The organism is Methylorubrum aminovorans (assembly GCF_022179725.1).
GTDB classification, from domain to species: domain Bacteria; phylum Pseudomonadota; class Alphaproteobacteria; order Rhizobiales; family Beijerinckiaceae; genus Methylobacterium; species Methylobacterium aminovorans.
In genome coordinates, this window is the sequence record NZ_BPRC01000013.1 from 32,254 (window position 1) to 57,050 (window position 24,797).

General features: G+C 69.5%; 21 protein-coding genes. 13 read left to right on the forward strand and 8 right to left on the reverse strand.

Features of this window, described 5'->3' with window-relative positions:
- Nucleotides 1–36: 36 nt before the first annotated feature.
- The 4 genes from secD (at nucleotide 37) to MFF24_RS17580 (ending at nucleotide 4,111) form a co-directional block, all read left to right on the forward strand.
- On the forward strand, nucleotides 37–1,638 hold the full coding sequence (secD, locus tag MFF24_RS17565) for a protein translocase subunit SecD (protein WP_108941931.1): 1,602 nt from the start codon (nucleotides 37–39) through the stop codon (nucleotides 1,636–1,638).
- Between the two features lie 106 nt (nucleotides 1,639–1,744).
- Nucleotides 1,745–2,686, forward strand: coding sequence for a protein translocase subunit SecF (gene secF, locus MFF24_RS17570; RefSeq protein WP_108941930.1), 942 nt, complete (start codon nucleotides 1,745–1,747; stop codon nucleotides 2,684–2,686).
- Nucleotides 2,687–2,787: 101 nt separating this feature from the next.
- Complete coding sequence (locus tag MFF24_RS17575) at nucleotides 2,788–3,186, forward strand: Mth938-like domain-containing protein (protein ID WP_238226000.1); 399 nt, start codon at nucleotides 2,788–2,790, stop codon at nucleotides 3,184–3,186.
- A 28-nt stretch (nucleotides 3,187–3,214) separates the two neighbouring features.
- Complete coding sequence (locus MFF24_RS17580; RefSeq protein ID WP_133089694.1) at nucleotides 3,215–4,111, forward strand: phytoene/squalene synthase family protein; 897 nt, start codon at nucleotides 3,215–3,217, stop codon at nucleotides 4,109–4,111.
- A 60-nt stretch (nucleotides 4,112–4,171) separates the two neighbouring features.
- Here the strand turns inward: MFF24_RS17580 and MFF24_RS17585 are convergent, their stop codons facing one another.
- Nucleotides 4,172–5,095, reverse strand: coding sequence for a manganese catalase family protein (locus tag MFF24_RS17585; RefSeq protein ID WP_133089695.1), 924 nt, complete (start codon nucleotides 5,093–5,095; stop codon nucleotides 4,172–4,174).
- Between the two features lie 302 nt (nucleotides 5,096–5,397).
- On the opposite strand from MFF24_RS17585, the gene MFF24_RS17590 reads away from it, so the two are divergent.
- Nucleotides 5,398–7,140, forward strand: coding sequence for an L-lactate permease (locus MFF24_RS17590; protein ID WP_108941926.1), 1,743 nt, complete (start codon nucleotides 5,398–5,400; stop codon nucleotides 7,138–7,140).
- Nucleotides 7,141–7,221: 81 nt separating this feature from the next.
- On the opposite strand, the gene MFF24_RS17595 is transcribed toward MFF24_RS17590, so the two are convergent.
- On the reverse strand, nucleotides 7,222–7,659 hold the full coding sequence (locus tag MFF24_RS17595) for a DUF983 domain-containing protein (RefSeq protein ID WP_238226001.1): 438 nt from the start codon (nucleotides 7,657–7,659) through the stop codon (nucleotides 7,222–7,224).
- Between the two features lie 176 nt (nucleotides 7,660–7,835).
- Here MFF24_RS17595 and MFF24_RS17600 point away from each other — a divergent pair, with 176 nt between their 5' ends.
- The 3 genes from MFF24_RS17600 (at nucleotide 7,836) to MFF24_RS17610 (ending at nucleotide 11,334) form a co-directional block, all read left to right on the forward strand.
- Nucleotides 7,836–8,366, forward strand: a complete 531-nt coding sequence (locus MFF24_RS17600) for a GNAT family N-acetyltransferase (RefSeq protein WP_238226003.1) — start codon at nucleotides 7,836–7,838, stop codon at nucleotides 8,364–8,366.
- Nucleotides 8,367–8,695: 329 nt separating this feature from the next.
- Nucleotides 8,696–10,375, forward strand: a complete 1,680-nt coding sequence (locus MFF24_RS17605) for a methyl-accepting chemotaxis protein (protein ID WP_283214519.1) — start codon at nucleotides 8,696–8,698, stop codon at nucleotides 10,373–10,375.
- A 236-nt stretch (nucleotides 10,376–10,611) separates the two neighbouring features.
- Entirely contained in the window at nucleotides 10,612–11,334 is a 723-nt protein-coding gene (locus MFF24_RS17610) for a response regulator (RefSeq protein ID WP_308445604.1), read from the forward strand.
- Between the two features lie 12 nt (nucleotides 11,335–11,346).
- On the opposite strand, the gene MFF24_RS17615 is transcribed toward MFF24_RS17610, so the two are convergent.
- Complete coding sequence (locus MFF24_RS17615) at nucleotides 11,347–12,222, reverse strand: DMT family transporter (protein ID WP_238226005.1); 876 nt, start codon at nucleotides 12,220–12,222, stop codon at nucleotides 11,347–11,349.
- A gap of 120 nt (nucleotides 12,223–12,342) precedes the next feature.
- On the opposite strand from MFF24_RS17615, the gene MFF24_RS17620 reads away from it, so the two are divergent.
- The gene (locus MFF24_RS17620; RefSeq protein WP_238226007.1) at nucleotides 12,343–13,767 is read left to right on the forward strand and encodes an aminotransferase-like domain-containing protein; all 1,425 of its coding nucleotides are present in this window, start codon (nucleotides 12,343–12,345) and stop codon (nucleotides 13,765–13,767) included.
- Nucleotides 13,768–13,797: 30 nt separating this feature from the next.
- On the opposite strand, the gene MFF24_RS17625 is transcribed toward MFF24_RS17620, so the two are convergent.
- Both MFF24_RS17625 and MFF24_RS17630 read right to left on the reverse strand, forming a co-directional pair.
- Nucleotides 13,798–16,146, reverse strand: coding sequence for a hybrid sensor histidine kinase/response regulator (locus tag MFF24_RS17625; RefSeq protein WP_373322716.1), 2,349 nt, complete (start codon nucleotides 16,144–16,146; stop codon nucleotides 13,798–13,800).
- Between the two features lie 155 nt (nucleotides 16,147–16,301).
- Nucleotides 16,302–17,663, reverse strand: a complete 1,362-nt coding sequence (locus MFF24_RS17630) for a pentapeptide repeat-containing protein (protein ID WP_238226012.1) — start codon at nucleotides 17,661–17,663, stop codon at nucleotides 16,302–16,304.
- Nucleotides 17,664–17,835: 172 nt separating this feature from the next.
- Between MFF24_RS17630 and MFF24_RS17635 the strand changes: the two genes are divergently transcribed.
- Together MFF24_RS17635 and MFF24_RS17640 are read left to right on the forward strand one after the other, a co-directional pair.
- Nucleotides 17,836–18,210: a response regulator gene (locus MFF24_RS17635; protein ID WP_133089078.1), complete on the forward strand. Its 375-nt coding sequence runs from the start codon at nucleotides 17,836–17,838 to the stop codon at nucleotides 18,208–18,210.
- A gap of 160 nt (nucleotides 18,211–18,370) precedes the next feature.
- Nucleotides 18,371–20,326, forward strand: a complete 1,956-nt coding sequence (locus MFF24_RS17640) for an AI-2E family transporter (RefSeq protein WP_238226014.1) — start codon at nucleotides 18,371–18,373, stop codon at nucleotides 20,324–20,326.
- A gap of 21 nt (nucleotides 20,327–20,347) precedes the next feature.
- On the opposite strand, the gene MFF24_RS17645 is transcribed toward MFF24_RS17640, so the two are convergent.
- Together MFF24_RS17645 and MFF24_RS17650 are read right to left on the reverse strand one after the other, a co-directional pair.
- On the reverse strand, nucleotides 20,348–20,791 hold the full coding sequence (locus tag MFF24_RS17645; RefSeq protein WP_108941916.1) for a DMT family transporter: 444 nt from the start codon (nucleotides 20,789–20,791) through the stop codon (nucleotides 20,348–20,350).
- A 47-nt stretch (nucleotides 20,792–20,838) separates the two neighbouring features.
- A complete protein-coding gene (locus MFF24_RS17650; protein WP_238226016.1) occupies nucleotides 20,839–21,996 on the reverse strand; it encodes a Gfo/Idh/MocA family protein in 1,158 nt (385 codons plus the stop codon).
- 246 nt (nucleotides 21,997–22,242) lie between these two features.
- On the opposite strand from MFF24_RS17650, the gene MFF24_RS17655 reads away from it, so the two are divergent.
- The gene (locus MFF24_RS17655; protein ID WP_373322711.1) at nucleotides 22,243–23,448 is read left to right on the forward strand and encodes a glycosyltransferase family 2 protein; all 1,206 of its coding nucleotides are present in this window, start codon (nucleotides 22,243–22,245) and stop codon (nucleotides 23,446–23,448) included.
- A 126-nt stretch (nucleotides 23,449–23,574) separates the two neighbouring features.
- Here MFF24_RS17655 and lipB read toward each other — a convergent pair whose 3' ends face one another.
- Complete coding sequence (gene lipB, locus MFF24_RS17660; RefSeq protein WP_108941913.1) at nucleotides 23,575–24,309, reverse strand: lipoyl(octanoyl) transferase LipB; 735 nt, start codon at nucleotides 24,307–24,309, stop codon at nucleotides 23,575–23,577.
- A gap of 57 nt (nucleotides 24,310–24,366) precedes the next feature.
- Here lipB and MFF24_RS17665 point away from each other — a divergent pair, with 57 nt between their 5' ends.
- A complete protein-coding gene (locus tag MFF24_RS17665; protein ID WP_108941912.1) occupies nucleotides 24,367–24,672 on the forward strand; it encodes a FliM/FliN family flagellar motor switch protein in 306 nt (101 codons plus the stop codon).
- The last annotated feature ends 125 nt before the right edge of the window (nucleotides 24,673–24,797 follow it).

Below are 24,797 nucleotides of genomic sequence, written 5' to 3' on the forward strand. Positions count from 1 at the left end.
GCCGGCACCCATGACAGACAAGTCGGAACCGGGCGGATGCTGCGCTTCTCGAAAACCAAGATCGTCGCGACGCTCGCCGTCATCCTGATCGGCCTGAGTCTGGCGGTGCCCAGCTTCATCCCGGCCGACAGCCGCAAGGCCTTCATGGCCTCCCTGCCATCGTGGTTCCCGAGCTGGATCATCCCGCAGCGGGCGATCGTGCTCGGCCTGGACCTCCAGGGCGGCTCGCAGATCCTGCTCGAGATCGACCAGCCCGACCTCGTCCGCTCGATGGTCACGGGCCTGCGCGACGACGTACGCCGCATCCTGCGCGAGGCCTCCGTCTCGCCCGAGGGCGGCATCCGCGTGATCAACCGCGGCGTCGAACTGCGCATCCCCGATGCGGCGGCCCGCGCCAAGGTATTGCCGAAGCTGCGCGAACTCGCCCAGCCGATCAACAATCCGCTGGCCGCCGGCGGTCAGACGCTCTCGGTCAACGAGGCCGAGAACGGCACGATCCAGCTCGTCCTGACGGATGCCGGCATCAACGACCGCACCCGGCGCGCGGTCAGCCAGGCGATCGAGGTCGTGCGCAAGCGCATCGATTTCGGTGGCACCAAGGAGCCGTCGATCCAGCAGCAGGGCGCCGACCGCATCCTCGTCCAGGTGCCGGGCCTGCAGAACCCGCAGGAGCTGGAGGACCAGCTCGGCAAGACCGCCAAGCTCGAATTCCGCATGCTGGCCGATTCGCCCTCGGGCGACGTCGACATGCTGCCCTCGAAGGATGAGGGCGGCGCCAAGGTGCCGGTCGAGCGCCGCGTCATGGCCGACGGCAGCGATCTCACCGACGCTCAGCCTGCCTTCGACCCGCAGACCCACGAGCCGATGGTGAGCTTCAAGTTCAACCTGCGTGGGGCGCAACGCTTCGGTCAGGCAACCTCGGAGAATGTCGGACGGCGGATGGCGATCGTGCTCGACGGGGTGATCCAGTCGGCCCCCGTGATCCGCTCAGCGATCACCGGCGGGTCGGGCCAGATCACCGGCAACTTCACCGTCAAGGACGCCAACGACCTCTCGGTGCTGCTGCGGGCGGGCGCGCTGCCGGCCAAGCTCACCGTGGTCGAGCGCCGCGTCGTCGGCCCCGGTCTCGGACGCGACTCGATCGAGGCTGGCAAGATGGCGACCCTGGTCGCCGCCGGGCTCGTCATCGCCTTCATGTTCGCGACCTACGGCACCTTCGGCTTCATCGCCAACATCGCCCTCATCGTCCACGTGGGCCTGATCCTCGGCCTGATGTCGGTGCTGGAGGCGACGATGACGCTGCCCGGCATCGCCGGCATCGTGCTCACCATCGGTACGGCGGTCGACTCCAACGTGCTGATCTACGAGCGCATGCGCGAGGAGGCCCGGTCCGGCCGCTCCCTGGTCTCGGCGCTCCAGGCCGGCTTCGATCGGGCGTTCGCCACCATCATCGACTCGAACTCGACCATGGCGATTGCCGCCCTGCTGCTGTTCTTCATGGGCTCCGGCCCGGTGAAGGGTTTTGCCGTGGTGTTCATCCTCGGCATCCTCACCACCGTCATCACCGCCGTGACGCTGACGCGCATGATGATCGCGGTGTGGTACAATTGGCTCCGGCCCAAGGCCCTGCCGTTCTGATCGAACCCCGCTCGGGGACCTGAGGCGGCCCGCACCGCGTGGGCCGCGATACCGCTTCGTAAGGCTCAAGGCGCCGCGCGCCGGCCTTCATGATCTGAGACCGACCATGCGCCTGCTCCGCCTCTGGCCCGACGAATCGCATTTCGACTTCATGCGGTTCCGGCGCGTCACCTTCCCGCTCTCGGCGGTGATGTCGGTCGTGACGCTCGTGCTGTTCATCACCGTCGGGCTCAACTACGGCATCGACTTCAAGGGCGGCACCCTGGTCGAGCTTCAGGCCAAGCCCGGCCATACGGCGGACGTCGCCGAGATCCGCCACACCGCCAACGGCTTCGGCTTCGGCGAGACCGAGGTTCAGGAACTCGGCGGCCAGGGGCAGGTGCTGGTGCGCTTTCCCCTTCAGGCCGGCGAGCAGGGCCAGACCGCGGTGATGCAGAAGGCGCACGCCGCCTTCGACGCCGGCTACGATTTCCGCCGCACCGAGACGGTCGGTCCGCGCGTCTCGGGCGAGCTGGTGCAGTCCGGCACGATCGGCGTCGTGCTCTCGGTGCTCGCCGTGCTGGTCTACCTGTGGTTCCGCTTCGAGCGGGAGCTGGCGCTGGGTGCCATCGTCGGCACCCTGCACGATATCGTGCTGACGGTGGGCGTGTTCATCATCACCCGCATCGAGTTCAACATGACCTCGATCGCGGCGATCCTCACCATCGTCGGCTACTCGCTCAACGAGACCGTGGTCGTGTTCGACCGGACCCGCGAGCTGATGCGCCGCTACAAGACCATTCCCGTGGTCGAGCTGCTCAACCTCTCGATCAACTCCACCATGTCGCGCACGGTGATGACCTCGCTCTCCACCACCCTTTCGCTGGTGGCGCTGGTGCTGTTCGGCGGCGAGGCAATCAACGGCTTCGCCGTGGTGATGCTCTGCGGCGTGGTGATCTGCACCTATTCGGCGATCTTCGTCTCGACGCCGGCGCTGATCTATATCGGCCTGCGCCTGTCGGGCTCGAAGGCGTCGCAGCAGGCGGGCCTGCCGCAGGCGGCCGAGTAAGTGTCTGCTGCAAGGCGCCCGCGGCACCGTCGCAGCCGACGAAAAGCGGTCGGTGACCGGGCGTCCGACATCGTCCGATACGGGATGAGGGGAGACGCGGCGTGAGTGAGGGACGGGTCCCGGGTCAGATCCACGACGGCTTCCTGCCCGGCCGCCACGGCATCGACGCCTACGGCAATGGCGGCTTCCGCTTCGGGCAGATGTCGCATCGCGGCTCGATCCTGCTGCTGCCCTCGGGCGTGCGCGCCTGGGATGTGAGCGAGCCCGGCGCCATCGATGGTGCGAGCCTCGCCCCCATCCTCGCCGAGGCCGAGGGGATCGAGCTGCTGCTGATCGGCACCGGCGCCGACATCGTTTTCCTGCCCGATTCCCTGCGCCAGCGCCTCAAGGCCGCAGGCATCGGCCTCGACACCATGCAGACGGGAGCGGCGGCACGCACCTACAACATCCTGATGGCCGAGAACCGCAAGGTCGCGGCCGCGCTGATCGCCGTCACCTGACTGTCGAACGCCGCATGAGCCCCGCTCCATGACGCGCCCCGAGACCAGAACCGAGACGAACCCGGAGGCCGGCCATGACGGGCTCGCCTTCGCCTTCCGGCACTGCGAGGAGTTGGTGCGCGAGGGCGACCCGGACCGCTACTTCGCGGCCCTGTTCGCGCCCGCCGCCTTTCGCCCGCACCTGTTCGCGCTGGCCGCCTTCAGCCTCACCATCGCCCGCATCCGCGAGGCGGCCTCGAACCCGATGGCCGGCGAGATCCGCCTGCAATGGTGGCGCGACGCACTCCAGGGCGAGGCGCGGGGCGATGTGCGGGCGAACCCCGTCGCGGCGGCGCTGGAGGACGCCATCGTCACGCGCCGCCTCGGGCGCCAGCCCTTCGTCGACCTGATCGATGCCCGCGTCTTCGACCTCTACGACGACCCGATGCCGCGGGTGAATGATCTGGAGGGCTACTGCGGCGAGACCGCCTCCGCGCTGATCCGCCTTTCCGGCCTCGTGCTCGCGGAAGGCGCCGAACCCGGCGGCGCGGCGGCGGCCGGGCATGCCGGCGTCGCCTACGGCATCACCGGCCTGCTGCGGGCCCTGCCCTGGCACGCGCGCCAGGGGCAGATCTACCTGCCCGGAGACCTGCTGCGCCAGAACGGCGTCACCCGCGAGGACATCGTCTCGGGCCGTGGCGGACCGGGATTGGTGCGCACCTGCGCCGAGTTGCGGGCACTGGCGCGGCGTCATCTCGCCGCCTGCGAGGCGGCCCGCGCCACCATCGCCCCGGCGGCCCGGCCCGCCTTCCTGCCGACGGCCCTGGTCGAGCCATATCTCGCGGCGATGGAGCGGCCCGGCTACGATCCGCTCAACAGCGTGATCGAGATCGCCCGCTGGCGCCGCCTGTGGCGGCTGTGGCGGGCGGCGCGCATGGGGCGGTAGGCGCTTTCCAAAGGCAAAAATGGCTCCTCCCCATCCGGGGAGGAGCCCAATGTGGCTGACTCAGCGCGCCTTCTTCGTCAGCTTCTGCGCGATCTCGAACATCTCCTCCGGCGCGTAGTCCGGGGCGAAGGCTGACGGAATACCGGTGAGCTGGTGGATCTTGCCGCCATCGGGCATGCCTTCCACGACCTCCAGTTCACCCGGCGGATCGCCGGGCAGGGCGTGCTCGCCGCTGTTCCAGATCCCGGCGATGTCGCGGTAATCGTTCGGGCTCCAGGTGTAGAGGCGGCGGTGCGAGCCCTCCTGCAGGTATTTCTGGCACTCGGGGATCTTGTCGAGGTTGATGTTCGGCGTCGGCAGGAACTTGTCGAGATCGACGCCGGTGATCTGCTTGAGCGCCAGCGCGTAGGCGTGGGCGTGGACCGAGCCGCGCACCAGCAGGTAGCCGCAAACCTCGCGGCCGGTCGGGTCGGACAGGGTCTCGTAGACCCGCAGCTTGTGCAGCCGCGCGCCGCATTCGAGGTGGAAGTTGTGCAACAGATCGACGACGACGTTGCCCGTCGAGGTGATGAAGTCGTTGTTCCACGAGGCGCCGTTGCTGTTGATCGGCGCCGCGCCGCCGCCATTCGAAAGGAAGGCCGCGGCCAGCCGGATGTCCTTCATGTCCTCGAACGGCGCGCCCGAGATATCGCCGCCATCCGTCGTATCACCGTCGTTGTCGGGCCCGTTGTTGAGCATGGCCACGCCGTTGCTCACGAGCTCGACATGGCCGAGTTCCTCTGCCGTGATGCTGGCCACCAGGCTGTAGAAGGGCTTGAGCTTGTCCTTGCTGCGGAAGTTGAAGCTCTGGAACATGTAGTTCCCGAGCGTGGACATCTCGCCGTACTTGCCGCCGAGCAGTTCCTGCAGCGCGGCGGCCGCGTTCGGATCCCTGCGTTTGGGGGCGGGAAGCTCGGCCTGTAGCTTGTCGACGCGCATGAACATGGGAGGATATTCCTCTCGGTGCGTTCGGGGATCGCCCGGGGGCGTCCAGCGGGAACTGGTGGTGTCCCGCCCAGTTCCTCACCGCGCTCGAACAATCGCCCGCATCGGCACGAAAAGGCGGGTGGTCTCGTCTTGCGCGCGTCGTGTCGTCGCGGTGCCAAAAAAGCGTCACCCGCAAAACATCGCTCGGGACGCGGATTGAATACATGATCACGTACGTTGAGCGGGCTTGGCGGCTCTGCTAGCACCCTGTGCCAGAAGGTCCCGGCGGAAGATCGGGATTTGGGAGGAGGGCCAAGCCCGTGACACCCTGGAATCAGGTCTACGATCCATTCGGGAGCCAGTGGCTCTCGACCTTTGTCGCGTCGCTGCCTGTCATCGCCCTGCTCGGCATGATCGCCAGCGGCAAGATCAAGGTCCATATCGCCGCCGTTCTTGCCCTCGTCGTTGCCTTCCTCGTCGCCGTGGTCGCCTTCGGCATGCCGACGGACCTCGCCGTGCGCGCCACGATCCTGGGCATGGTCACGGGCATGTTCCCGATCGGCTGGATCATCCTCAACGTGATCTTCCTCTACCGCCTGACGGTGGAGAAGGGCTGGTTCGCCATCCTCCAGCAATCGGTGGCCGGCATCACCGAGGACCGGCGCATCCAGCTCCTGCTGGTGGCCTTCGCCTTCGGCGCCTTCTTCGAGGGCGCGGGCGGCTTCGGCACCCCGGTCGCCGTCACCGGCGCCATCCTGATCGGTCTCGGCTTCTCGCCGCTGGCTGCCTCCGGCCTGTCGCTCATCGCCAACACCGCCCCCGTGGCCTACGGCGCGCTCGGCGCTCCGGTGCAGGGGCTCGCCTCGGTGACGGGCTACGACCCCTACGTGCTCGGCGCGATGATCGGCCGCCAGTTGCCGTTCTTCTCGGTGATCGTGCCGTTCTGGCTGATCTGGGTGTTCGCGGGCTTCCGCGGCATGATGGCGGTGTGGCCGCCGATCGCGGTCTGCGGCATCTCGTTTGCCGCCGCGCAGTTCCTGATCTCGAACTACATCAACCCCTGGATCGTCGATATCGGCGCCTCGCTGGTTTCGATGGCGGCGCTGGTCGCCTTCCTGAAGGTGTGGCGCCCGTCCCAGGTCTGGACCTCGCCGGCCCTGCGCGGCCATGACCCGTCGATCGGCTACGGCGAGCCGCGTCCCGCCTCGCTGGGCGCGGGCGTCCCCGGCGACCTGCCGAAGGTGCATGTCGGCGGCCGCACCGCCTCCTCGCAGGAGATCCTGATGGCCTGGGTGCCGTGGATCATCCTCTCGATCATCGTCGCGATCTGGGGCACCGGCTGGTTCAAGGGCATCGTCAACCCGATCTTCTCGTGGAAATACGAGGTGCCGGGCCTGCACAACATGATCATGAAGGTGCCGCCGGTCGAGGCCGCGCCGAAGGCCGAGGCCGCGATCTTCAACTTCACCTACATGTCCTACACCGGCACGGGCGTGCTGTTCGCCGCGATCATCTCCGGCCTGATCATGCGCTTCTCGCCGGTGCGTCTCGTCACCGCCTATTTCGAGACGATCTGGGTGCTGCGCTACTCGCTCATCACCATCGCGGCGATGCTCGCGCTCGGCGTGCTCACTCGCTACGCCGGCGTCGACGCTACGCTGGGTCTGGCCTTTGCCGGCACGGGCATCCTCTACCCGTTCTTCGGCACCCTGCTCGGCTGGCTCGGCGTCGCGCTGACGGGCTCGGACACCGCCTCCAACGTGCTGTTCGGCGGCCTGCAGCGGATCACCTCCGAGCAGCTCGGCCTGTCCGGCATCCTGATGGCCTCGGCGAACTCGTCGGGCGGCGTGATGGGCAAGATGATCGACGCCCAGTCGATCGTCGTGGCCTCCACCGCCACCGGCTATTTCGGCCAGGAGAGCAAGATCCTGCGCTTCGTGTTCTGGCACTCGATCGTGCTGGCCTGCCTCGTCGGCGGCCTCGTGATGCTCCAGGCCTACGTCTACCCGTTCACCGAGATGGTGATCCACCCGCCGGCCGGCCTCGCACCCGTCGCGCACTGACGCTCGGACCGATGCCCGCATGACGAAGCCCGCCCCGATCGCTCGGGGCGGGCTTTTCGATTCCGACCGGTCCCGCCGGGGTCAGCGCGGCCCGGGCGAGTCTGGGTTCGCGGCCGGTGCGGAGGCCGCGGCCGGCCGCGCGAGCCGTCCCTCCTCGGCCCGGTGCACGTACTGGCTCGCCACCAGCCATCCCTTGAAGAAGCGCAAGGGGAGGGTGCAGGTGATCAGCACCACCGGAAGCGTCAGGACGAAGTGAAGCCAGAGCGGCGGGTCGTAGGTCAGCTCCAGCCACAGGCCGAAGGCGACCGCCGGGATCGCGGTCGTCATCATCACGAAAAAGGCCGGGCCGTCGGCGGGGTCGGCGAAGGAGAAGTCGAGCCCGCAGACGTCGCAGCGCGGGGCGATGTTCAGGAACCCCTTGAACAGGTGCCCCCGGCCGCAGCGCGGGCAGGCGCTGCGCGCCGCCACGGAGAGCGGCGCCTGGGGCTCGTACCTTGTGCCGTCACGGGTTTCGGTCATCACAAACTCCTAGCGGGGCAACCGGCGCCCCCCGCGATGGTTCGCGCAGCCGGCCCGCACACCACCCATGCGGGAGCGGCGGGATTTTTTCGAGCCGAGATTTTTCTCAGACAGCCGGGATTAACCGGCAGCATCGGCACGTTCACATTGTCACGCGCGCCCCCACATCCCCGGCCATGTTCTTCCGTCGCGCCCGCCATGACAGCCTGATCGGCCTGCCTAGCCTCGAGACCGCGCGCTTGGCGATCGCGCCGCTCGGGCCGGAGAATGCGCCGGCGCTGCACAGGCTCACCGACGATCCGGCGATCACCGGCGCGGTCGACTTCCTCGCCACGCCCTTCACCCTAGCGGATGCCGAGGCGCTGATCGCGTCGGGCCGGCACGGGCGTGACCGCTTCCTGGGGGCCTGGAGCCGCGAGGAGGCCGCCCCGCTCATCGGGGTTGTCGGCGCCCATCTGCGGGGGGAGGGGGCGGTCGAGATCGGGTACTGGATCGCGGGCCGCGCCCGCGGGCGCGGCTTCGGGGCCGAGGCCGTCTCGGCGACCATCGATTGCCTGCGCCGCCGCTTCCCGCGCCGGGTCGTCGTGGCCGAGTGCCGCCCCGGCAACGTCGCCTCCTGGGGCCTGCTGCACAAACTCGGTTTCCGCGAGACCGGATCGGAAGGGCATCGGCCGGGCCGGCGCCAGCTCGTGCTCGAAGGGACGTGACCGGGGCAGGCGCGGCATCGCCGCCGAAGCTATGAGCACCGATCTGCACCAAGTCTCTCGTGCATTGTGGTCTTGCGAAAGCCGGCAGTCACCGTTCGGCGCGATGTTCTTGATCGCTGTCGACGATGCTCATGAACTTTCCATCGATTGCGCAAAAGTCGACATAGAGAATTCACTCGATCCTGCCACTTCAGCTCATCGAGCCGGACGAAGAGATCTGGTGAACAGAAACGGCGAAACGGCTAGGCCCAACCCAGCCGGATGACCGCAATCTTTGCTTTACGCATGTAACATAAGCATGGTCCGTCTGGATTTATGGGCGGATCACCGTGCTGAGAAACCTTTCCATCCGAGCGCGCCTCATCGGCGCCCTGCTGATGCTCCTGGCCCTCATCGGCGGGCTTGGCGGGATTTCCTATTGGAAGCTCAGCACCCTCAGCCGCGCTACCGATGTCCTGGCCGGGAACGTCCTGCCGTCGACGCGCCTCCTGGGCGCCCTCGCCACCGATTTCGAGACGCTGCGCAGCCGGCAACTGGCCTATCTCATGTCGAGCGAGGATCGCCGGCCGAAATCCCTCGAGCGTCTCCGGTCGACGATCACCGATATCGGCAAGGGCCTTGAGGCCATCGAACCGTTCGTCACCGCGGAGGAGCGCAAGGTCTGGGATACGGTCAGGAGCACGGTCCCGGCCTATTCCGACATGGGAGAGGAGTTCCTTCAGCGCCTGCACCGGGGCGACGTGAAGAGCGCGACGGATTACCTGCTCGACGGGATGCTGCCCGCACTCAACGCGGCACGGGCGGCTCTGAAGGCGGAACTCCAGTTCAACGAGCGTGAGGGCGCGGCGAGTGCGCTCCTGGCGACCCGCGAGGGGGAAAGCGCCCGCATCGGCATCATCGTCGCGCTGACGCTCGCCGCCCTGACCAGCCTGCTCATCGCCTGGATGTGCATCGCCACGATCTCCAAGCCGGTTCGGCGGATCGCCGGCATGATGGGCCGGCTCTCGGCCGGTGACACCAGCCTGCCGGCGCCGCATGCGGGCGAGCGCAGCGAGATCGGCGCGATGGCCGATGCGGTCGAGGTGTTCCGGGCGAACCTGATCCACACCCGCGCCCTCGAAGAGGAGACGGCCCAGGCCCGCCGCTCGGCGGAGGAGCAGCGGCGCCAGGCCACGAGAACCCTGGCCGACGGCTTCGAGCGCGCCGTCGGCGGCATCATCGGGGCGGTCTCCTCCTCGGCCGCCCAGCTGCAGGCGACCGCCACGGCCATGACGACGACCGCGGGGCGCACGGCGGGACAATCGACCTCCGTCGCCGCCGCCGCCGAGCAGGCCGCGGCCAATGTCGGCACGGTCGCCGTGGCGGCGGAGGAACTTGGCGCCAGCGTTCAGGAGATCGCCCGTCAGGTCCAGGGATCGGCGGCCCTGGCGGATGCCGCGGTCGGCGAGGCGAACCAGACCGGGCACCTGATCCAGAATCTCTCGGCGGTGGTTTCTCGGATCGGCGACGTGATCGGGCTGATCTCCAGCATCGCGGCCCAGACGAACCTTCTGGCGCTGAACGCGACCATCGAGGCGGCGCGCGCCGGCGAGGCCGGACGCGGCTTCGCCGTCGTGGCCGCCGAGGTGAAGCTGCTCGCCGACCAGACGGCCAAGGCGACCGAGGAGATCGGTGGCCAGATCGCCCAGATCCAGGCCTCGACCGGTCAGGCGGTCGGCGCGATCGGCAGCATCACCGCCCGGATCCGGGAGATCAACGCCGTCGCGATCGCGATCGCCTCGGCCGTCGAGGAGCAGGGCGCGGCGACGCAGGAGATCGTGCGCAACGTGACGGAGGCGGCCGCCGGCACCTCGGAGGTGACCACGAACATCACCGGGGTGGCCGGTTCGGCGGAGGAGACCGGGGCGGCGGCCTCCCAGGTGCTGTCCTCGGCCTCGGCCCTGTTGCAGCAATCGGATCATCTGACGGCGGAAGTCGACCACTTCCTCCGGACCGTGCGGGCAGCGTAACGGCATCGCCCCCAAAAATCGGAGCGAGGCCCTAAGTTATTGTTCTAGCATCGTCTTATTTCGAAAGCCGGCGATCACCTTACGGGACGATGCTCGAAGCTCCTGTCCTCGCGCCGTCGCCGATCCCGGCGCGGGGTAGACGAAAGACGGGCAGCGGCTTTGCCCGAAATGCCTTAAAACGGTGCGTGAAAGAAGCCGCATGCCGGGGCGTGCGGCCCGCCGGAAGGCAGATCGCGATGACGGCCCAACCAGGATCGGACTTCGAAGCTGCCCCCGGGGCAGCGGCCCCGCTCCCCCTCGAGGGCGCCCTGCGCCTCCTCCTCGTTGATGACCATCCGCTCTTCCGCGAGGCGCTGGCGAGCGCCATCGCGCTGGCCTTTCCGAAAGCGGCCTTGCACGAGGCCGACGGCATCCGCGCGGCCTGCGAGATCTTAGGCCAGAACCCCGCCATCGACCTCACCCTGCTCGACCTCTCGATGCAGGGCGTGACCGGGTTCGAGGGCCTCACGACGATCCGCGCGCGCTTTCCCCGCGTGCCGATTCTGATCGTCTCGGGCGTCACGGAACCACGGGTCATGCAGGAGGCGCTGCGCCACGGCGCGGCAGGCTTCGTGCCGAAGGCCGTCGATAAGGCGACCCTGACGCGGGCGATCTCCGAGGTGCTCGGCGGCGCCCTGTTCATGCCCCCCGACCTGGCCGCCGCGCCGCCCGCGGCACGGGGGAGCGACAAGGCGCCAATCGCCGAGCGGGTCGCCCGCCTGACCCCGCAGCAGATGCGGGTGCTCGGCATGATCCGCCAGGGCAAGCTCAACAAGCAGATCGCCTACGAGCTGCAGGTCGGCGATTCGACCGTGAAGGCGCATGTCTCGGAGATCCTGCGCAAGCTCGAAGTCATCAGCCGGACGCAGATCGTGATCGAAACGGCCTATCTCGATTTCGACCAGACGGCCGGCTTCTGAGAGTGCCTCACGTCAGGCGAAGCGCTTGGCGGCCACGACGCACAAGACCACGCCAGCGGCGACCGCGACCATCGCGCCCTCGACGGGCTCGCCCAGCAGGAGGCCGGCCAGCGCGAGGCCGAGGAAGGGCTGGAGCAATTGCAATTGCCCGACGCCGGCGATGCCGCCGAGCGCCAGTCCGCGGTACCAGAACACGAAGCCGACCAGCATGCTGAAGACCGAGACGTAGCCGAGCCCAGCCCAGGCCGGCAGGCCAATCCCGGTCCAGGTCTCCGGCCAGGTTGCGAGGGCCAGCGCCGCCATGGCGGGGACGGCGAGCAGCAGCGCCCAGGAGATCACCTGCCAGCCGCCGAGCCGGCGCGACAGCCGGGCGCCCTCGGCATAGCCGAGACCGCACAGCCCGATCGCGCCGAGCATCAGCCCGTCGCCGGTGATGTCGCCGCCATCGCCATGCGCCAGGGCGAAGCCCACGACCAACAGGCTGCCCGTTCCCGAGAACAGCCAGAAGGCGGGCTTCGGACGGTCGTCGGCGCGCAGCAGGCCGAACAGGGCGGTGGCCAACGGCAGCAGGCCGATGAAGACGATAGAGCGGGCCGAGGTGATGTGCCGCAGCGCCAGGGCCGTCAGCAGGGGAACGCCGAGCGCCACCACCGCGAGCGGCCCAAGATCGCCCCGTGCCGGCCGCTTCTGCCGCAGCAGGGCGAGCAGCGCGGCGCCGAGCCCGGCGGCGATGACCGCGCGCGAGGCGGTGAGAAAAAGCGGTGTGAAGCCGCCCACCGCCACCCGCGTCGCCGGCAGCGACCCGCTGAAGATGACCACGCCGAGGAGGCCGTGGCCCCACCCGTCCCATCGCCTACGGCTCGCATTGTTCCTGTGATGTTCGGGCATCGTTCGTCTCGAAGGCGATCCGAGGCTAGATGACGAACCCAAGCGGTGACAGATACAGTTCCGCACGGATGGAATCGAACTGTATGGCCATCTGCATCGACATGCCTGAGCAATCACACCATGGCGGATGAGATCGGTACCCGTACGGCAGCGGTGGCGGCGGCGATCCGCGACAGGCTCGCCACCCGCGCGCTGGCTCCGGGCGAGAAGCTGCCCTCGATCCGCCGGTTCGCGGCGACCATGGGCGTCTCGCCCTCGACCGTGGTCGAGGCCTACGACCGGCTGGCGGCGGAGGGGCTGATCCGAGCCCGGCCGGGCTCGGGCTTCTTCGTTTCGGGGGCGGTCTCGCCGCTGGCGCTGACCGAGGCGGAGCCGCGGCGCGACCGGGCGATCGATCCGCTCTGGGTCTCGCGCCAATCGCTCGATGCCGGGCCGGACATGCTCAAGCCGGGCTGCGGCTGGCTCCCGGCGGAGTGGATGCCGAACGCGGCGATCCGCCGGGCCGTGCGCGGTCTCGCACAGCAGGCCGGGGAGGCGGTACTGACCGATTACGGTGCCGCCCGCGGTGCGCTCACCCTGCGCCGCCACCTCGTGCGCCGGCTCGCGGGGGAGGGGATCGACCTGGGCGCGGACCAGGTACTGCTCACGGCCTCGGGCATGCAGGCCATCGACCTGATCGGCCGCTTCTTGCTGCGGCCCGGCGACACGGTGATCGTGGACGATCCCTGCTACTTCAACTTCCAGGCCCTGTTGCGCGTGCACGCGGTGCGGCCCGTCGGCGTGCCCTACACGCCGACGGGGCCCGACCTCACGGCCTTCGCCGCGGCGCTGGCCGAGCATCGCCCGCGCCTCTACGTCACCAATTCCGCGCTCCACAACCCGACCGGCGCGACGCTCACGCCGCAAACCGCCCACCGGCTGCTGACGCTCGCGGCGGCGCATGACCTCACCATCGTCGAGGACGACATCTTCGCCGACCTCGAACCCGAGCCCTCGCCCCGGCTCGCCGCGCTCGACGGCCTCGCCCGCGTGATCCGCGTCAGTAGCTTTTCCAAGACACTCTCGGCCTCGATCCGCTGCGGCTACGTCGCCGCGCGCGCCGACTGGATCGAGGCGCTGGTCGATCTCCAGGTGGCGACGGGCTTCGGCGGCCCGAGCCCGGTCGCCGCCGAACTGATCGCCGCGACGCTCACGGATGGCAGCTACCGAAAGCATCTGGAGGCCCTGCGCCGCCGCCTGTCGCGGGCGCGCCGGGAGGCCGCCGCCCGGCTGGAGCCGCTCGGCATCGCGCCCTGGATCGTGCCGCGGGGCGGCTTCACCCTGTGGTGCCGCCTGCCCGAGCGGCAGGACGCGGGAGCGCTCGCCCGCGCCGGTTTGGCCGAGGGGCTGGTGCTGGCGCCGGGCAACGTCTTCAGCGTCGCGCAGACGGCCTCTGGCTTCATGCGCTTCAACGTGGCGCAGATGACGGACCCGCGGGTCTACGAGGGTCTGGCGCGGGCGATGGCACAGGCGCAGACCGATTCCCCACCCACGCCTTCGCCTTGAGGCAGCGGGTCGGAGGAAGCAGGCCAAGCCCTACGGCGACAGCTTGTCGATCAGCCCCTGGATCTGGCCCGGCAGCGGCGTGCCGTCCTGCCGGGCGTAGAGGTCGCGCAATTGCCGGCCGATTTCGGAGAGGCTCATCGAGCCCTTCATGATCAGCCGGTCGGCCTGGGCGCCGAGACTCTCCTTCTCCGAAGGGGTGATCTCCTTGGCGGTGAGCACGACGACGGGGATGTTGTCGCCGTCCGGGCGCCCGCGCAGCGCCCGCAGGAAGGCGAAGCCGTCCATGACTGGCATCATCAGGTCGAGCAGGATCAGGCTCGGGCGTTCGGCATCGAGGCTTTCCAGGGCGGCGGCGCCGTTCTCGGCCTCGCGCACCTGCCACCCGTCGCGCTGGAGCGTGCGGCGGACCCGCTCGCGCGCATCCGCATCGTCGTCAACCACGAGCACGCTGCCCTCGCGGTCGACGGGGCGGTAGCGCTCCATCGCGTCCTTGAGCGCGCTCCAGTCGATCGGCTTGACCATGTAGTCGGTGGCGCCGAGCACGTGGGCGAGGCTGAACTCGTTGACCACGCTGGTGATGATGACCGGCGTCTCGGCGATCTCGGGATCGGTGCGGATCGCGTGCAGCACCGCCCAGCCGTCCATGCGCGGCATCTCAATGTCGAGCAGGATCGCCCGCGGCCTCAGGGCGCGTGCCAGCGTCAGCCCGGCCCGGCCGTCATTGGCGGTGCGCACGCGAAACCCCTCACGTTCGAGGAAGCGTTGGAGCAGGTCGCGGGCGGCCGGGTCGTCGTCGACGAGCAGAACCACATCGTGCAGGTGCGCCTCGCCGTCGGTGATCTCCTGGACCCGGGCGGCAACGCTCTGCGCCTCCACCTCCTCCTCGTGGGCGTCGATTTCGGCCGGCAGACGGATGGTGAAGGTCGCGCCCTCGCCGAAGGTGCTCGTAACGCCGATCGTGCCGCCCATGCGCTCGACGAACGCGCGGGTGATGGCGAGCCCCAGGCCGGTGCCGCCGAACTGGCGCGTGGTCGATTCGTCCGCCTGAGAGAAGCGCTCGAACAGCCGGCCGATCTGCTCGTCCGTCAGCCCGATGCCGGTATCGGAGACCGCAAAGCTCATCCAGTCGGCACCGTCCTGCCGGAAACGCCGCACCGAGAGGACGATCTCGCCGTCTTCCGAGAACTTGGCGGCGTTGCCGATCAGGTTGATCAGCGACTGGCGCAGCTTGAGCTGGTCCTGATGCATCGCGCCGAGGCCGATCATCGGATCGCCCTCGACGTCGAGGCGGAAATGGTTGCGCTTCTTCATGATGAGCGACTGCGTCGCGGCGGTGACGTCCTCGATCAGCGTCGCCACGTCGAAGGTTTCCGCCGCCAGCGTCAACCGTCCGGTCTCGATCTTCGAGATGTCGAGCACGTCGTTGATGAGGCCCAGCAGGTGGCGGGCCGAAGACTCGATCTTGCGCAGATCCGGCAGCAGCTCGGCCTGGCCGAGATCCTCGAGCTCCTCACCGAGCATCTCGGAATAGCCGATCACCGCCGAGAGCGGTGTGCGCAGCTCGTGACTCATGTTGGCCAGGAACTGGCTCTTGGCGAGGTTGGCGGCTTCCGCCGCGGCGCGAGCTTGCTCGATGGCGGCTTCCGCCTCCTTCCGGGCGGTGATGTCGATGTTGAGCCCGACCCATTCGCGGATGGTGCCGTCCTCGCTGAGCACGGGCACGCCGCGCACCTCCATGTCGCGCCAGACCCCATCATGGCGGCGCAGGCGGTACTCGACCTCGTAGGTCTTCGCCGCCTCGACGCATTCGGCCCAGACCTCGGCGGCCCGCGCCCGGTCGTCGGGATGGACGGCATCGACCCAGCCCCAGCCCTGGTAGGCTTCCTCGCTCTGCCCGGTATAGGCGGCCCAGCGCGGCTGGGGCGGCATCAGCTCGCCCGTGGCCGTGGTGTTCCAGATCACGGCCGCCGAGGCATCGACCAGCGCCCGGAAGCGCTGCTCGGAATGGCCGAGCGCGTCCTGCGCGAGGCGCGTCTCGGTGACGTCGGTGTTGGTGCCGTACCAGCGCACGATGACGCCCTCGGCGTTGCGCACCGGCTCGGCCAGCGACAGGAACCAGCGGTACCGGCCGTCCTTGCCGCGGAGCGGAAACGTGTCCTGCCAGGATTCGCCCGCCCCGATGCAGGCGGAGAAGCGCGCGGCGGCGCGCTCGAGATGGTCGGGATGGTGCAGCTTGCGCCAGCCATGATCGGCCATCTCGGCCGGCGTGGTGCCGGTGTAGTCGTACCAGCGGCGATTGTACCAGACGATGTTGCCGTCGGCCTCGGCGATCCAGGCGAGCTGCGGCAGCGCGTCGGCAAGGTTGCGGAAATCCGCCATGGTCGGCCCGGTGGCCGGCACCTTCCCGTCCTGTACGGTCACAGTGATGTCTCCCGTCGTGACGTTGCCGTCTCGGCTTTGCTGTCCCGGCATCGCCCGCGAAAGCTGTGGCCGGCTTTCGCGGGAATGCGAAATCAAAAAGTCGGAGCCGCCGCTCAGCGCCGCAGCCGGTTGCCGAGGACGAAGCCGAACAGGCCCATCAGCACGATGCCCGCCGCCCCCTGAAGCCCGACCAGCAGATTGGTGACGCGCCCAATCGGCTTCACGCCGATCTCAGGCGGGTTGGCCGTCATCATGTTGAGCGCGCTGTAGCTGACGAGATCGAGGGGGTTGTAGGTCGGGATGTTCTCGCCCTCGTGAAAGAGCCCACCAGTCGCGCCGTAGGCCCCGGCGAACAGGAAGATTCCGATCAGGAAGGCGCGGGCGATCCGCGACAGGCTCTCGCCGTAATCGCACAGCCACTCGACGAAGCGGTCGGCGATCCAGCGATAGCCGTGGCTCAGGGTTCCTCGGATGTCGCGGGTGAAAAAGGCCTCGCGGGCGCGCTGGCCGGCATGGCGGCGGCCCATGCGGCGCCCGCGCTTGTAGGCCCAGCTCGCCCCCTCGGGGCTGCCGATGCTCTGCAGGTTGCGCTCGAGGGCGAGATAGCTCGCCTGCGCCGCCTCGTACTCGCCCGCCTTCTCCTCGCCGACCATGCCGCCGATCTGCTCGACGGAGAGCCGCACGCCCTCCAGCCACGCCCCGGCAAAGCGCGCATGGTGCAGCTTGCACGCCGTGAGGTCGAGCCGCACGAGGCTGGTGCGGGAGAAGTCGGCTCCCGACAGGTCCGCCCCGTCGAGCCGGGCGCCGGAGAAGTTGGCCCCGCGCAGCCGCGAGCCGACGAGCCGTGCCTTTTTCAGGCTCGCGCCCTCGAAGTCGGCGCCGGTCAGGTTGCAGTCGGAGAGGTTGGCCTCGTCGAGCCGGGCCTTGCGGAACACGGAATCGTCGGCATCCGCGCCCGTGAAGTCGGTGCCCCACAGATCGGCGCCCTCGAAGCAGGCGCCGTCGAGCAGAGCCTTGTCGAGCCGGGCGAAGCGCATGGTCGCGCCGGAGAAATCGGCATCCTCGATCATCGCCTCGCGGAAGGAGGCTTGGCCCCCGGCGATCCCGGCAAAGCGCGCGCCGCTGAGGTCGGCGCCGGAGAAATCCGCCTCCTCCACGCAGGCGCCCGCGAAACCGGCCGAGCGCGCGAGCGCGCCGGCGAGCGAGGCGCGCCGCAGGTTGGCCCCCGACAGATCCGTCTCCTCCAGCCGGGCGTCGGCGAGATCGGCGCCTGCCAGATCGAGCCCGCCCGACCCTTCCACCCACCAGGACGGCGGCGCCTGCGGATCGATGCTCGGATTCAGGGCGTCGCGCCCGAGGGCGAGCCCGGCGAGGTCGTCGCGCCCACGGATCGAGAACGGCGCCTCATGCTCCGCGAGATACGCGAGCAGCGCCGTGACGCGCGGATCGCCGTCCTCCGCTCCGCCATCCCGCACCGCGTTCGCCCCGTATGCTCCGCCCGTGCGCCCCCCTTAGCCGTGCGGAGCCGAGCGAGACAAGGCGGCGAATATGACAAGGGATAAGGATTGCGCGCAGCCCCATGAGACCGCAACGGGTTTCCGCGCGTTAGGTCGCGGAAAGCGCGCAGCGCGAGTGAGGGGTTCGGGCGTGTCGGGAAAAATCCTGCTGGTGGAAGACCACGAGGAGATCTGGGACTTTCTCTCCCGCCGGCTGAAGCGGCGCGGCTACGAGGTCGTGCTCGCCCATGACGGCGAGGCGGGCGTGCAGCAGGCCCGCGCCGCCCAACCCGACGTGATCCTGCTCGATATGAACTTGCCGATCCTAGACGGCTGGTCGACCGCCCGTGCCCTCAAGGCCGCGCCCGATACGCGCGCGATCCCGATCATCGCGCTCACGGCCCACGCCATGTCGGGCGACCGCGACAAGGCGATCCAGGCCGGCTGCGACGACTATCACCCGAAGCCGATCGATTTTCCGAAATTGCTGACTCAGATCGGCACGGCGATCGGGTCGGGGGAGTGAGAGGCTGGACCACCGATCTCTGATCCCATCCACCTCCTCATCCTGAGGTGCGGCGAAGCGGCCTCGAAGGAGGGTGAGGATGGGATCGGCCGTGCCTCCTTGGAAGCCAAGGCCCCTCTGCTCCTCTCGACACGTGTGAGTACGCCATCATGAGGATGTCATGACCACCGATCCGGTCACCCAGCGGCTCCTGCGCCAGGCGCTGCCGGTGGTGACGACGCTCGCCTCCCTGCTGCTCGTGGTGACGGTCGCGAGTGCGCTGTATTTCGGCCGCGACATTCTCGTGCCGGTGGCGCTCGCCATCCTGCTCAGCTTCGTTCTGGTTCCTGCCGTTCGAGGGCTGCGGCGCCTGCGGGTGCCGCGCGTGGCCGCCGTGCTGCTCGTGGTGCTGCTCGCCTTCGGCACTCTCGGCGCGGTGGGCAGCCTGATCGCCCGGGAAGCCGCGCAGCTCGCCGCCGACCTGCCCCGCTACTCGCTGACCCTACGCGACAAGATCACGGCGTTGCGCACCGCCACCGCCGAGCGGGGCGGCCTGTCCGACACCTTCTCCGGCTTCTTCGACATGGCGGAAGAGATCGGCAAGGAGCTGCAGCCGCCCGTCAAGTCCGAGACCGAGACAGGCGCGGCGCTCGGCACGGCGGCGCGGCCGATGCAGGTCGAGATCCACGCCCCCCGCTCCGGTCTGCTGAAGACGCTGGGCAGCGTGGCGGGTGGGGTCCTGCACCCGCTGGCGACGCTCGGCCTGATCCTGCTGTTCACGATCTTCATCCTGCTCCAGCGCGAGGATCTGCGGAACCGGGCGATCCGGCTCGCGGGATCGAGCGACCTGCGCCGCACCACGGCGGCGATCGACGACGCCACGAGCCGGCTCAGCCGGTTCTTCATCGCCCAGCTCATCCTCAACCTCGCCTTCGGCCTCGTGATCGGGGTCGGCCTGTGGTTCATCGGCGTGCCGAGCCCGATCCTGTTCGGCGTCATCGCCGGCATCTCGCGTTTCGTGCCCTATGTCGGCGCTGTGATCTCGGCGGTGCTGCCGCTGGCCATCGCGGTCGCGGTCGATCCCGGCTGGTCGATGGCGATCCAGGTCGCGATCTTGTTCGTGATCGTCGAGCCCATCGCCGGCCACGTGGTCGAGCCGCTCCTCTACGGCCACTCCACCGGCATCTCGCCGATGGCAGTGATTCTGGCGGCGACGATCTGGACCTTCCTGTGGGGGCCGATCGGCCTGCTGCTCGCCACGCCGCTCACCGTCTGCCTCGTGGTGCTCGGGCGCCATGTCGAGCGGCTGTGGTTCCTCGACGTGCTCCTCGGCGACCGCCCGGCGCTGGGCCCGCAGGAGATCTTCTATCAGCGCATGCTCGCGGGCGACCCGGCCGAGGCGATCGAGCAGGGGCGGCTGTTCCTCAAGGAGCGCGCGCTCGTGACCTACTACGATGAGGTCGTGCTGCCGGGCCTGCGCATGGCCCAGGAGGATGCGGCGCGCGGCATGCTCGACCGCGAGCGACAGGGCGAGGTGGGCGCGGGCTTCCGCACGGTGGTCGAAACGCTGGGGCTGGCGCGCAAGCGCGGCATGCCGCGGCGCTCCCGCAAGCCGAGAGGCGCCGAGGCCGAGGCCGCGTTCGCGGCGGTGGGGCCGGACCGGCGCGCGGCGGGCATCGTGCTCGGCCCCGAAGACCTGGCCCCGGCCTGGCGCGGCGCGGCGCCGGTCATGTGCGTACCGAGCGGGAGCGCCTTCGACGAGGCGGCGACCCTGATGCTGGCCCAGACCCTCTCCCGTCACGGCCTGGGCGCGCGGGTAGCGACGGTCGACGCGTTGCGCGACGGCCTGCCCGAGGGCGAGCGCCCGGCGATGATCTGCTTCTCCTATCTTGACCCGATCAGCCTGTCGCAGATCCGCCTCACCATCCGCCGCGCCCGAAAGGCGGCGCCGGGGGTGACGATCCTCGTCGGCTTCTGGCGCGAGCGGGACCCGGCCTCCCTCGGGCGCCTGCGCCGCGCGACCTCGGCCGACCTGCTCGTGACCTCGCTGAGCGAGGCTCTCGATGCGGCGCTGGAGCGGGCACGCACCGGCACCGCGCCCGCCGCCCCACCCCGGCTCCGGCAGGCGGCGGCGTAGAGGGGCAGGGCAAGACGTCGCTCAGAACAGCGCCACGAGGGCGACGCCCGCGATCATCAGCCCGCCGCCGACGAGGCGCGCGAGGCTCGCGGGATGGGTGGCGAAGCCTTCGAGCCCGAAATGGTCGAGGGTGATCGAGGTGACGACGCCCGCGGTGACGAGGAGGCCGAGAAAACTCGCCGCCCCGATCCGCTGCGCGACGAAGAGCTGGGCCAGAATCACGCCGGCCCCGAGCACCCCGCCGCCCCAGGCCCACCAGGGCGCGGCGCCCGCCTGCTGAAGGCTCGGCAGGTGCAGCCGCCCGGTCGCGAGGCCGATGACGAGCATGGTGGCGGTGCCGACCAGCATCGAGACGAGCCCGGCCGCGAAGGGCTCACCGAACGATTTGGCGAGCTGCGTGCTCTGACCGGGCTGCATCGCCGTGGCGATGCCCGCGAGCAGGGCGATGCCGTAGAGAAAAATCATCGTGGTCTCAGCCCCTGCGGCGCGAGCGATACGGGTTCGAGACCGCGTCAGTTCTTCGGCACCTTCTCCTTGCCCTTGCCGGGATTGGAGGTGTTCACGAGGTCCGGCGCGAATTGGGCCTTCAGCGTCTGCCGCTGCGCCTCCGTGTCGATGCGCCGCCGGCGCGTGAACGGCTCCAGCGTCACTGGTCCGCCGCTCTCCAGCGCCTTCAGGATGCCCTCGATCACCCGCAGGTCGGCGTAACCCTCCTCGGCATCGGGCTCCGGGTCGGTGCCGTTCAGGATGCAATCCGAGAAGTATTTCAGCTCGCCGCCGAAATGGTCGGTGTTCTTGAAGCTCTCGTGGCTCTTCGTCTCGCCGAGCGTCACCGTGCGCTCCAGCGGCTTGCCGTACATGTAGGCCGGATTGACCTCGACGCTGCCCTTGGTGCCGACCACGGCGTAGGTGTCGAGCACGTTGCCGTAATAGGACAGCACGAACTGCGCGAGGCGGTTCTGCGGAAAGCGCAGGGTGACGGCGACGGTGTCGTCGAAATCGCCCAGGCCCGCCTCGGGATGGCGCACGCCGACGGCCGAGACCACCTCGGTCGGCTCGTCGCCGAACAGGTAGCGCACGGCGTTGATCGGGTAGGGGCCCATGTCGAAGATCGGCCCGGCCGTCACGCCGCTCGTCGCCCGGTGGTTCTCGGGCGAGACCATCTGCGTGAAGGTCGAGGAGAAGGTCAGGATCTCGCCGAGTTCGCCCGAGCGGATCAGGTCGATCGTGGCCAGCGTCGCCGGCTCGAAATGCAGCCGGTAGGCGACCATCAGCTTGGCCGTGGAGGCCGCCTGCGCCGCCATGATCTCCCGGCATTTTTCGCTTGAGATCTCCAGCGGCTTCTCGACCAGGACGTGGATGCCGGCCTTGAGAGCGGGGATCGCGAACTCGGCGTGGCGCCAGTTCGGCGTGGCGAGGTAGATCGCGTCGATCGTGCCCGAGGCGAGAAGCGCGCCGAACTGCTCGTAGCCGTAGGTCTCGGTGACGCCGTAGCGCTCGCCGACCCGGCGCGCCTTCTCGGGATCGCCGGTGACGAAGGCCGTGACCTCGGAATTACCGGTATGCGCCACGCCCGGCAGCATCGCCTCCTGCGAGATGTCGCCGAGCGCCACGACCGCGTAGCGGACCTTCTTGCCCGAGGTCAGGCCGAGGGCGGACAGAACGCTCATGCGGGAAACTCCTTGGAGGCGGGGTGAGGAACGCAGAGGGGGGCCGGCCCCGCGCGGGTGGGGCGCGTCGGGCGGGCGTCGGCAGGCTTGGGAAGGCAGGCTTGGGGAAGAGCGGGGGGACGGACGGACGAAGGCCAGGCGGTTGCGGGTTGAGCGGAGAACCGGGGGCAGCGGGCCCTGTTCCGCCGCGCGGGACCATCAGCCGCGGTTCATCAAGCGTGGCGTAAGGAGGGCGCGAGACGCTGGATGGCACCGGGTTCCGGCCCGTCCAGCGCCCCTCTTCGGCCTTCCCGGAGCCCGTCCGTGCCGCCCGCCTCTTCGATCCTCGATACCCTGATCGCCATCCCCGTGCGCAACGAGGCCGAGCGGATCGCCCGCTGCCTGAAGGCGATCGACGGGCAGGCCGGCCTCACGCCGGGGCGGCTCGGGCTCGTCCTGTTCCTCAACAACTGCACGGACGGCACCGAACGGATCGTGGCCGACCTCGTGCCGCAGATGTCGATTCCCGTTCGGGTGATCGAGCGTGTCCATGCCGGCGCGCATGCGGGATGGGCGCGGCGCGCGGCGATGGATGCGGCGGTCGCGTGGCTCGAAGAGGCGGGCACGGCCGAAGCGGCGACCCTCCTGACGACGGATGCCGACAGCATCGTGCCGCCGGACTGGGTCGCGGCCAACCTCGCCGCCCTGGCGGCGGGCGCCGATGCGGTCGCCGGCCGGGTCGAGCTGATCCCCGAGGAGGCGGCCCTGCTGCCGCCCTCGCTGCCCGCCCGCGGCCGGCTGGAGGACAGCTACGACGCGCTGATCACCGAGATGGAAGCGCGCATCGATCCCGATCCGCACGATCCCTGGCCCTGCCACCGCACCACCATCGGCGCCTCGCTCGCCGTACGCCTTCCCGCCTACACGCAAGTCGGCGGCATGCCGGAGATCCCGCTAGGCGAGGACGGCGCCTTCGTCGGCGCCCTGCTGCAGAGGGGTTTTCGCGTGCGCCATGACCGGGCGGTGCTGGTCCTGATCTCGGCCCGCCTCACCGGCCGGGCGGCCGGCGGCGTCGCCGACACGATCCGCTCCCGCTGCGAGGAACCCGACGCCCTCTGCGACGCCCGGATGGAGGCGGTGCCCCGCGCCCTTCACCGCTACGCCTGGCGGGCAAGGCTGCGCCGCCTCTACAACCAGGGCCGGCTCGCCCGCGATCTCGGCTGGGCGCGCCGGCTCGGCATCCCGGAGGCGGAGGCACGCCGCATCGCCGCCCTGCCGCGGGTCGGCGAGATCGTCGCGGCGGTGGATCGCGCCAGCCCGCGCCTCGCCTACCGTCCGCTGATGCCGCGGCAATTGCCGGGGCAGATCCGGCTCGCCCGTCTCGTCCTGCCGCTGCTGCGCGCTGGCCTGCGCCTGCGCAGAGCGATGCCTGCCACTGTCCCTGTCATCCCCTCGGCCACCGCCGACGCGTAGAGTCCCGGGTATCCAAAGGGATCATCCCTTTGGCGGGGTATAGGGGCAGCGCCCCGATCTCCCTTCCACCAGGGCTCCGCCCTGGACCCGCGAAAGGGCTTGCCCTTTCGAAACCCCTCACTTCGGCTACGGCGCCTCGTCGCGGGTCGGGCCGAAGATCGGCTCGAAGGCGGCGCGCAGCGCCATGTCCACTTCGGGCAGGCTGACGATGCGGCCGAGATCGGCCAGGCTCGTGACACCGTGCTCGCGCACGCCGCAGGGCACGATGCCGGAGAAGTGGGAGAGATCCGGCTCGACGTTGAGGCTGATGCCGTGCAGGCTCACCCAGCGCCGCACCCGGATTCCGATCGCCGCGATCTTGTCCTCGACGGTCGGCCCCTTGTCCGGCCGGCGCACCCACACCCCGACCCGGTCCTCGCGGCGCTCCGCCCGGACGTTGTAGGCATCGAGCGTCGCGATCAGCCACGCCTCCAGGCTCGCGACGTAGGCCCGCAGGTCGGGTTTGCGCCGGTTGAGGTCGAGCATCACGTAGGCGATGCGCTGGCCCGGCCCGTGATAGGTGTACTGCCCGCCCCGCCCCGTGCGGTGGACGGGAAAACGCTCCGGCTCCACGAGGTCGGCGGTCTTGGCCGAGGTGCCGGCCGTGTAGAGCGGCGGGTGCTCCAGGAGCCAGACCAGTTCGTCCGCCTCGCCCCGTGCGATGGCAGTGGCACGGGCCTCCATCTCGGCCTCGGCCTCGGCGTAGCCGATGAGGCTGTCGGTCACGCGCCAGACCACCGGCGGCGCGCCCACGCGCGGCAGGAATGTCGCGGGTGCGATCGAAAGGCGGGATGCGGGTGCCGTGAAGGAATTGTTTACCAAGACTTCACCCTTGCATGCGGAAGGTTTTCCGAACGTTGAGAAAGGGAGCATCCGCGCGTGGCGGTCCTGGACGAATTGCAGGTCGATCTCAAGGTCGTGCTGGGGCGCAGCCACATGCCGTTGCACATGCTGCTGCGCATGGGTCGCGGCGCAGTGATCGAGTTGGAAGCCACAGAGACCGACATGGTCGAGATCCTCGCCAACGATCACCCGATCGCCCGTGGGCAGATCGTGGTGACCGGCAACCGGATCTCGGTGGAGGTGACCGAGCTGATCCGCAAGGCCGACGTGGTGCGCACCCCCGGCGTGACGATCGGCGAGGGCGCCGTGCCGATCCTCGACGACGCCGAAGCAGGGTTCTGACACGTTTTCGAGGCAGCAAAATGCGAAGAAGCGAATCCGGCGCTTGTGCCTGCCCCGGGCATCTGTTATCCGCTGCGCCGCCCACACAAGACACCGGCCGCTGACGAAGCGGCACGGCGGCAAGG

Excerpts from the sequence above, each read along its gene's own strand:
- MFF24_RS17650 (WP_238226016.1), bottom strand. The coding sequence starts at position 21,996 with ATGAGCGTTCTGTCCGCCCTCGGCCTGACCTCGGGCAAGAAGGTCCGC.
- MFF24_RS17625 (WP_373322716.1), bottom strand. The coding sequence starts at position 16,146 with ATGGCGGATTTCCGCAACCTTGCCGACGCGCTGCCGCAGCTCGCCTGG.
- MFF24_RS17615 (WP_238226005.1), bottom strand. The coding sequence starts at position 12,222 with ATGCCCGAACATCACAGGAACAATGCGAGCCGTAGGCGATGGGACGGG.
- MFF24_RS17580 (WP_133089694.1), top strand. The coding sequence starts at position 3,215 with ATGACGCGCCCCGAGACCAGAACCGAGACGAACCCGGAGGCCGGCCAT.
- MFF24_RS17645 (WP_108941916.1), bottom strand. The coding sequence starts at position 20,791 with ATGATTTTTCTCTACGGCATCGCCCTGCTCGCGGGCATCGCCACGGCG.
- MFF24_RS17585 (WP_133089695.1), bottom strand. The coding sequence starts at position 5,095 with ATGTTCATGCGCGTCGACAAGCTACAGGCCGAGCTTCCCGCCCCCAAA.
- MFF24_RS17620 (WP_238226007.1), top strand. The coding sequence starts at position 12,343 with ATGGCGGATGAGATCGGTACCCGTACGGCAGCGGTGGCGGCGGCGATC.
- secF (WP_108941930.1), top strand. The coding sequence starts at position 1,745 with ATGCGCCTGCTCCGCCTCTGGCCCGACGAATCGCATTTCGACTTCATG.
- MFF24_RS17600 (WP_238226003.1), top strand. The coding sequence starts at position 7,836 with ATGTTCTTCCGTCGCGCCCGCCATGACAGCCTGATCGGCCTGCCTAGC.
- MFF24_RS17655 (WP_373322711.1), top strand. The coding sequence starts at position 22,243 with ATGGCACCGGGTTCCGGCCCGTCCAGCGCCCCTCTTCGGCCTTCCCGG.
- MFF24_RS17610 (WP_308445604.1), top strand. The coding sequence starts at position 10,612 with ATGACGGCCCAACCAGGATCGGACTTCGAAGCTGCCCCCGGGGCAGCG.
- secD (WP_108941931.1), top strand. The coding sequence starts at position 37 with ATGCTGCGCTTCTCGAAAACCAAGATCGTCGCGACGCTCGCCGTCATC.
- MFF24_RS17595 (WP_238226001.1), bottom strand. The coding sequence starts at position 7,659 with ATGACCGAAACCCGTGACGGCACAAGGTACGAGCCCCAGGCGCCGCTC.
- MFF24_RS17640 (WP_238226014.1), top strand. The coding sequence starts at position 18,371 with ATGACCACCGATCCGGTCACCCAGCGGCTCCTGCGCCAGGCGCTGCCG.